This is a genomic window from Komagataeibacter xylinus (genome assembly GCF_004302915.1).
Lineage (GTDB): Bacteria > Pseudomonadota > Alphaproteobacteria > Acetobacterales > Acetobacteraceae > Komagataeibacter > Komagataeibacter xylinus_C.
The window spans coordinates 1-6,989 of the sequence record NZ_QQBI01000065.1 but is presented as its reverse complement, the minus strand read 5'-3'; the positions used below and the strand labels follow the sequence as shown (position 1 = coordinate 6,989).

Here is a 6,989-nt window from a genome sequence, read left to right as displayed (position 1 = left end):
AGACCGCACACGATCACACGTCAATATGGGTCAGAAAACTCTTGCATAACGGACGGCAACCACAGAAGAAATCCGTGTTTCCAGACTACATTGTCTGTCTGGAGGACGGAAAAAAAATGAAGATGCTCAAGCGCCATCTTCGTACTGTCTATGGCATGACACCCGAGCAGTATCGGGAAAAATGGGACCTGCCGGAAAGCTACCCGATGACCGCCCCATCCTACGCAGCCCGACGCTCTGCCCTGGCACAGGAGATTGGACTAGGGCGGGTCATCAAGGCGACACCGGCCCCTTCGGAAACATCAGGAACTGGGGTGCCGGTCACACGCCTGCCAGAGAAGAAACGCGGACGCAGGCCGAAACTGGCCTGAAGGTCCAGACCGGGAGAAACGGGACATGAAGGCATGGGCCGCCAGCCTCGGCACGGATAACCCGCTCCCCCTGCCACAACCCGGGCAATAAGGGGGACGCTCTCGCACACCGCAGGAAGGTAACGAGGCGTACATTGGTCACGGCTATCCGTCAGGTCATACCGGATCAGATCGGTGGTTACGACGAAATCCTCGGCCGCTTCGTCACTGTGCAGCGAGGGCATGGACCTGTTTTTGCTGCTCATGGTGGTCGATCTCCTTCTCGTGCAGGAAAGTGGGCAAAGAAAGGTCAGAGCCACTCTTATGCGTGTACCGTCTTCCCGCGCCGTGAAGATCGTGCAGATCCCGCGTCTGTTTTCGTGGGCGCCTTACGTAAGGCGCGATTCATAATTTCACGCAGCGCATCATTCATACGTGTCTGATAGCCAGGCCCGTCCTTCTCGAAGAAAGCCACGACATCAGCGTCAAACCGCACGGTTTTCTGCACTTTACGGGGTCGATAGAAGCGCCCCCGTTCCGCATGTGACCAGTCACGAATTTCTGGGGCTTCATCATCCGTCACAATCTGATTGTCAGGCATGGCCTCCACAGCCCGTAACGCCTGAAGCAGTTCAGAGTCCATTTTCGTATGCTTTGCGCTCATGGGCAGTTGCCTTTCTTACGCTGATAATACGACCGTATTCTTCGCCATCCTCCTCGTCTTCCACGGGTTCTGTATGAACGACGAAGAGAGTTGTGATGCCCCGTATCTTCCCTATGGTTCGCCACCTGTCCCCATCTGGATGGGGATCAGGGACAGACAATGCGAGCGGATCGCCGTCGAGAACAAACCTGCCGGTTTCCAGAGGCAGCTTATGCTTCTCCCTGTTTTTTGAATCCTTTTCAGGATCCCATACCCATATGGTCACAATCCGCTCCAGTAGTTACGGAATTGTAGTTACAACAGTATGATTTTTCAAGCCCGCATTCCTGCAACGGATTAACTCAATTCCCGATGACAGGATTCTACCACAGGCTCCCAATGTTCTCTGCCGAAGCAAGAAAAACTCAGTCTTCCTGTTGAGATATCAGCCGGATCTGGGCGATCATTTCATCGGCTGTGATCTCTCCGCACTGACGGGCATCCATGATTGCGGTGAGCGAGCGTATATCTGTGCCCACCTTATGTAACGATAAGGTAATAATTATCTGCGGGTTTCCTGTGGCCGGAAAACTCATATCCCTCCCTTCCCCTGCTTCAGCGAAACGTCCTGATCCCATCGAACATGGACATTGTCGATGACGCACAGGGTTCTCGGGCGCTGCGGTCACCAGAAACACGTGGACACAGACCGGAACGGGCCTGATGATCCGGCCTGGGAGGAACACCATCATGGAAACAGGTCATTCCGATCGGGAAGCCGAAAAGAACGAAGCGACACGCCGGGCACTGGCCGAGGCTGATGCCGGATTGTTCATCAGTGGTGAAGCGGTGAAGGCATGGGCGGCCAGCCTCGGTACCGATCATCCCCTTCCCCTGCCTGAACCAGGGCAATAAGGCGGCCGCAGTGCCGTAGAAGGGTGAATGTGACGGCCTATTATCGCAGGCCGGTGACAAGGACCGCTGCGCCTGGCGCCAGGGCAGCTTTCGGTTTTCTGGATCCTGGCCCTTCGTTTTTATCCTCATGATTATGGAAAATCATTGGAAAACCGCCATTGTCAGTGTCGCTAATCGGACCCCCCTTTAATATGTCTGTCCATGGCCTACGCCTTTCTCCAGTCCCGGCACCTCACAACGGTCGGACAGGAAAAAAGAGTCACTGGCCCACCTCCACAGACCAGTCTGCCAGCCTTACGACAGACCATTCCTGATCGCATCCCACGGACCACCCACCCGCACGATGGAAGCCTTCTGCCTCAGTGGCGCTGGTTTTTGTGCCCGTATGTCGCTTGCAGTCTTTCCTGCAGGTAGTCATGCCCGGTGACAGGCGGATAATGCGCATGCTCGCCGGAACGGGTTACGATCGGCTCGACCAATGCATCCGCATCGGGATCGAGGAAGAAGGCGATCGAATACCGCTCGCCTGCAGGGCGCAATACCCGATGCGGGGTCGAGACATACACATCATTGCTCCACCGCATCAGGCAGTCACCGATATTGCAGATGAACGTGCCGGGAATCAGCGGGGCGTCCGTCCAGTCGCTACCGCGCGGACGTACCTGCAGGCCCGATACGCCATTAACCGCAAGGATCGTGACATTGCCGTAATCGGTATGGGCACCCGCCCCCGGTGCCGTGCTGGCCTGTTGCGCGGGCGGATAGCGCAGCAGGCGTAGCGTGGCCATGGGGTGCCTGAATTTATCGACAAAGAAATCCTCATCTACCCCCAGGTCACGGGCAAAACCGCGATGCAGTGCCGCGCCTATATCGAGGCAGATGGCGAAATATGCCATCATGAGATCCTGCCATCCCGGAAGAGCAGGCCATGCGTCCTGGCCACCAGGCTGGTTAGGGCTGATGTTGAAGGCCTCCTTGCGGTCAGGCAGGGAAGTCGTATCAAGCCGTTCGACCCCCAGCCCCACATAGCCCCGATTCCGGCCCACGCGGCTCATGGCCACGGCTTCCTTGGCGGCGGCGGGCTGGGTGAAGAACGTGTGCGAGGCCTCGAAGAGCTTCGCTATCGTATCGGGAGATACCCCGTGGCCGGTAATGTAGAAAAAGCCGGTCTCGCGGCAGGCCCTGCCGATGGCGCTGGCCACGGCCTCCCGCTCCGCATCGTTACCCTGGCGCAGGGGGGCAATGTCGATAACAGGAATGTCATGAGTCATGGGACTGCTCCTATTTACCTCAGGACCGGCACAAAACCGTTACAGGTCCAAAATGCATAAGAGTATTTTTTAAATCTTACATAATGAAATTTTAAATATCTACATTCGTTATTTATATATCTTTTAGTACTTTTTGCTATTTTTTGGTGTCGGTGAACTTTTGCCTTGTATTGATACATTTTAATTGTGTGGTATTTTAAAAAAATAATTCATTATTACCTCAATATGTGAGTTATGCGACCTTTCTTGGTCGGCCGCCTTTGACACCATTTCGACGTGCCGCTGCGGCTTTTGCTGGCGATGCCTGTCGGCCTGCCTTTGCCGCCATGTAAGCACGGGACCCAAACAGGCCCGCCATCAGTTCCGGCACCAGTAGGTCAGCATCCAGTGCCTCCCAGTGCAGGCCGTAGCCTCCCATGATTTCTACCTGAGCCAGTTGCTCTGGCGTTGCTCTCTCAAGGCCCTGAGCCTGTGAGGCAGGGAATTCAAAGCGGGTGCCATTGGACAGCTCAACGGTTACGCGCCCTGTCGTGGCATCGTACCCAGCAGCAATCGCCTGGGGCACCGTCTCGCGCCGAATGCGACCACGTTCATAAGCGGCATCCATCTGCTTTTCGATGTCATGATCGTTGCGCATCAATCGTCCTCCATGCGGCCAATAGGGCTTCGCGTTGTTCCACCGCGATCCTGAACGCCTCGCGTACGTCTGCTCGCTTCACGCCGGGGGCAATCTCCCGGACCGTTGCCTTGGTTTCCCCAAGGTTGATGATGATTTCACGGCCATCACAGAACACATGGACATGGGCCGGATCATGGTCATTTGCATAGATCATGAACCTGAAGCGGCCCACTCGGTGAACTGTTGGCATGGTCACATCCTACCACAAAACCCAACAGGATGGGTATTTTTATTATGACCAGGGTAGGGATCGGTACATAGAACGGGCACAGATATACGCTGTGTCGTCACCAACCTGCGTGGCGGGAATGCCGGATGGCTTTACGACACCCTCTACTGCGCCCGGGGACAGGTGGGAAACCTGATCAGGCTGCACAAGGGGCAACTGGCCTCAGACCGGACAGGCTGTCGCTCGTCTCGCGCAAATCAGGTCCGCCTCGTGTTGCACACCGCCGCCTACTGGCTGATGCTGACGGTGCGCGAGGCCATCCCCAGACCCCAGCCGCTCGCTACGGCCGAATTCACCACGTTACGCATGCGCCTGATCAAGGTCGCCGGCCGGGTTATCGAGACCGCAACCCGGGTTCGCATCGCATTCGCCACAGCATGCCCCGAAGCCGCACTGTGCGCCGGTATCGCCCGGGGTCTGCAACCCGCCGGACCGTGACAGGCGGGGCTGTCGCCCCCGAACCCGCCCCAGCCCGCCAACTCAAGCGCCGACCAATCCTCACTCTGAAATCAGCCTCCAGGATCGCGTAGACCCCGCGCGTCCAGAATCAGGAAACCTCAAAAAGTCACAACCCGTGAATAAGGCGGGCTAGTCACTGCATACCCTCTCTTGGCACTGTCTCGGCCCCGTTCTGGTACCTGACTGACACCGCATTCGGGGCTGCATTGGACCCGGCCTACTAGGGGCTCTTCATACACCATTGCACCGTTGGTGCAGGCAGCATGGAAAAGGAGCCATTAATAATGGCCCTTGGGGAAGGCCCTGCCCGCTGGGATCCCGCTGCTGAAGACAATTCGACTGGAGATGTTTTTTTGTGCCTGGTCGCATGACGGTCATCCAGCCTTTCGCGATCCGGCTGCTTCTGGCCGGCATGATCGTGAGAAAGATTCCATGCTTCAACCCGCTCCTGCTTTCCTGCATGCGGCCGACTTCAGGAACCTGCCCCTGCGCTTCTTCGCGCCACCGTCCGGGCGGCCTGATCTACCCTGGGTCGCGATCAGCGATCTTCTGGCCCTGTCACGCCTGACCAGACATCAGCAACAGGTCACACTGACCATGTTCCGTAATGGCGACTTCCAGGCGCTCTTTCGGACCGTGACACATGACGACGATATTCTGGTGATCTGCCCGGTTCTTTATGCCCGGGAGATCTGTCATGCTTTCCAGGATGAGGGACTGATCGATGCAGACCTCAATGATTTTTTCATTCGAACGAACAAGACGGCTTTCAGGAAACAGCAGGAGAGCATGCCGGACCGTGACCCGGCATGGTTTTTCCAGGCCATGGGTGCCCATGCCGATTTTTCATGGCCGCAGACATAGCGTCACCTGATCGGCATGAAAGGAAGCCTGTGCATGGCTTCCTTTCATGCGAATTCCGTTCTTTCCCGTTCTATCGAAATCTACTCTGTATGAGCATATGCTTCACGTATCCACCGCCCTCAACCGCCGTGTGGCAACAGGCATCACCTGACGCCGAAAAAATGACATTTCTCCCTATCGTGATCCCACGCTGCTCCCCAGTCGCGCAATCGTAGGTGGTCTCATCCCCTTCATGCCTGCCGGAGCCCCGCATGACGGATCTGCTTTCAAACCTGCCCTCACGACAGCCTACCCCCCTGACTGTCTTTCAGGCCCGACTGGACGCGCATGCCCAGCAGAACTGGCAGGACGTGTTCGCAGGTTTTTCCACGCTTCGGGCCATTACCTTTTCCAGCTCGCTGGAATTCCTGCTCGACCTTGCCGAACAGTTCGAAGACATGGAAATCATCTTCGGCGCCGAGCATATCCTGACCAAGACCCACCTGGCCCTTGTCCAGGCCAGCCAGGTTTTTGAAGCCTACGGGTTCCGGGACTGTCTGGCTGACCAGAAATCCCTTGTGGAAGGGCTGCGCCAGCTCCTCGGTCCACGCAGCAGCCTCTTCCTGCCGCGCCTGCATGATGGCACGCTGCGCTTCCGGCTGATGACCGGCCGCCCCAGTCATGAAAAGCTCTACCTTCTGTCCGGCCCCGATGGCCACCGGGTGGTTACGGGGTCCGCCAATCTCAGCCTGTCCGCCTTCCATGCCCGCCAGCACGAAGTGATCATCACCTTTGATGACCCAACCGCATGGCACGTGTTCGAAGACTATTACCAACGCGATTACAAACAGAGCGTGCCAGTTGAAGACGAAATCCTGATCGGCGTTTCTCCCACTGCGAAAACAGGGCAGGCAGATATCCGGACGGACCCGATCCCCTATGAGGACGTGCCCATCGTCCGGGCCATCCGGGCCGGGCTTGCGCATGTGGAACAGGGCGGCATCCCCGTGCCGGACGGCTTTTCCGCCACGACCCTGCGCATGGCACAGCGCCTGCGGCAGGAACTGGAAACCGTGCCCCTGCCCATGAACCGCAAGGGCATGGCCCTTGTCACGCCCCGAACGGTCTCGACCTTCCTGCATGCCCGCAACAACCTGCCCGCACCGGATCGTCCGGCAGATGACATCCCACACGCGACCCTGTCGGTCCGGACGGGCGAAGTCCATCTGAATGACCGGTTATGGCTGTCGGAAAAGGAGACCATACCAGCCGAGCAGGTCGCGCGGGATGCGCGCATGCTGGTCGCCTATATCAGCAGTTTCGCGGCGTTTTATGGCAACAGCCAGAGTGCCATGGCGTCCTACTGGGCTTTTCTGGTCTGGCTCTACATGGCTCCCTTTGCCGCTTTCCTGCGGCAGGGGGCCGTCATCAACCATATCGACCCGTGGCTCTATCCACCCTATGCCGTGCTGTATGGCCGCTCCAGCGGGGGCAAGACCCTGTTCACGCGGATCATCGCCCAGTCCATGTTCGGGATCGTCAAGAGCATCCGCTCATCGGACTTTACCGCACAACGTGCGCTGGCCCTGCGCTTCGGGCT

Annotated in this window: 10 protein-coding genes and 1 pseudogene; 5 read left to right on the top strand and 6 right to left on the bottom strand. The window is 57.5% G+C overall.

What is annotated here, in order from left to right; translation table 11 throughout:
- Positions 1–371: Ros/MucR family transcriptional regulator (locus tag DV027_RS16735; protein WP_242621987.1), on the top strand; the 371-nt coding region annotated here is incomplete at its 5' end.
- A 301-nt stretch (positions 372–672) separates the two neighbouring features.
- On the opposite strand, the gene DV027_RS16730 is transcribed toward DV027_RS16735, so the two are convergent.
- The 3 genes from DV027_RS16730 to DV027_RS17695 all read right to left on the bottom strand — a co-directional run bounded on the left by DV027_RS16730 (position 673) and on the right by DV027_RS17695 (position 1,589).
- Positions 673–1,014 (bottom strand): BrnA antitoxin family protein, encoded by a 342-nt coding sequence (locus DV027_RS16730; RefSeq protein ID WP_007396313.1) that lies wholly within the window; start codon positions 1,012–1,014, stop codon positions 673–675.
- On the bottom strand, positions 983–1,279 hold the full coding sequence (locus DV027_RS16725) for a BrnT family toxin (RefSeq protein ID WP_010518357.1): 297 nt from the start codon (positions 1,277–1,279) through the stop codon (positions 983–985). The genes DV027_RS16730 and DV027_RS16725 overlap by 32 nt, the downstream gene beginning before the upstream one ends.
- A 139-nt stretch (positions 1,280–1,418) precedes the next feature.
- A complete protein-coding gene (locus DV027_RS17695; RefSeq protein WP_165399234.1) occupies positions 1,419–1,589 on the bottom strand; it encodes a hypothetical protein in 171 nt (56 codons plus the stop codon).
- 154 nt (positions 1,590–1,743) lie between these two features.
- Here DV027_RS17695 and DV027_RS17690 point away from each other — a divergent pair, with 154 nt between their 5' ends.
- Positions 1,744–1,908, top strand: a complete 165-nt coding sequence (locus tag DV027_RS17690) for a hypothetical protein (protein WP_162838769.1) — start codon at positions 1,744–1,746, stop codon at positions 1,906–1,908.
- A gap of 359 nt (positions 1,909–2,267) precedes the next feature.
- Here DV027_RS17690 and DV027_RS16720 read toward each other — a convergent pair whose 3' ends face one another.
- From DV027_RS16720 to DV027_RS16710, 3 genes are all read right to left on the bottom strand, one after another.
- Positions 2,268–3,179, bottom strand: a complete 912-nt coding sequence (locus tag DV027_RS16720; protein WP_130732948.1) for an isopenicillin N synthase family dioxygenase — start codon at positions 3,177–3,179, stop codon at positions 2,268–2,270.
- Positions 3,180–3,411: 232 nt separating this feature from the next.
- On the bottom strand, positions 3,412–3,816 hold the full coding sequence (locus DV027_RS16715; protein WP_007396285.1) for a DUF2442 domain-containing protein: 405 nt from the start codon (positions 3,814–3,816) through the stop codon (positions 3,412–3,414).
- Positions 3,800–4,048 carry a DUF4160 domain-containing protein gene (locus DV027_RS16710; protein ID WP_238322067.1) on the bottom strand — a complete coding sequence of 83 codons (249 nt, stop codon included), beginning with the start codon at positions 4,046–4,048 and terminating at the stop codon, positions 3,800–3,802. The genes DV027_RS16715 and DV027_RS16710 overlap by 17 nt, the downstream gene beginning before the upstream one ends.
- 75 nt (positions 4,049–4,123) lie before the next feature.
- Between DV027_RS16710 and DV027_RS16705 the strand changes: the two are divergent.
- The 3 genes and pseudogenes from DV027_RS16705 to DV027_RS16695 all read left to right on the top strand — a co-directional run.
- Positions 4,124–4,525: pseudogene (locus DV027_RS16705) on the top strand (transposase); the annotation flags it as partial.
- Between the two features lie 312 nt (positions 4,526–4,837).
- A complete protein-coding gene (locus DV027_RS16700) occupies positions 4,838–5,410 on the top strand; it encodes a hypothetical protein (RefSeq protein ID WP_242621986.1) in 573 nt (190 codons plus the stop codon).
- 251 nt (positions 5,411–5,661) lie between these two features.
- Positions 5,662–6,989: phospholipase D family protein (locus tag DV027_RS16695; protein ID WP_207303534.1), on the top strand; the 1,328-nt coding region annotated here is incomplete at its 3' end.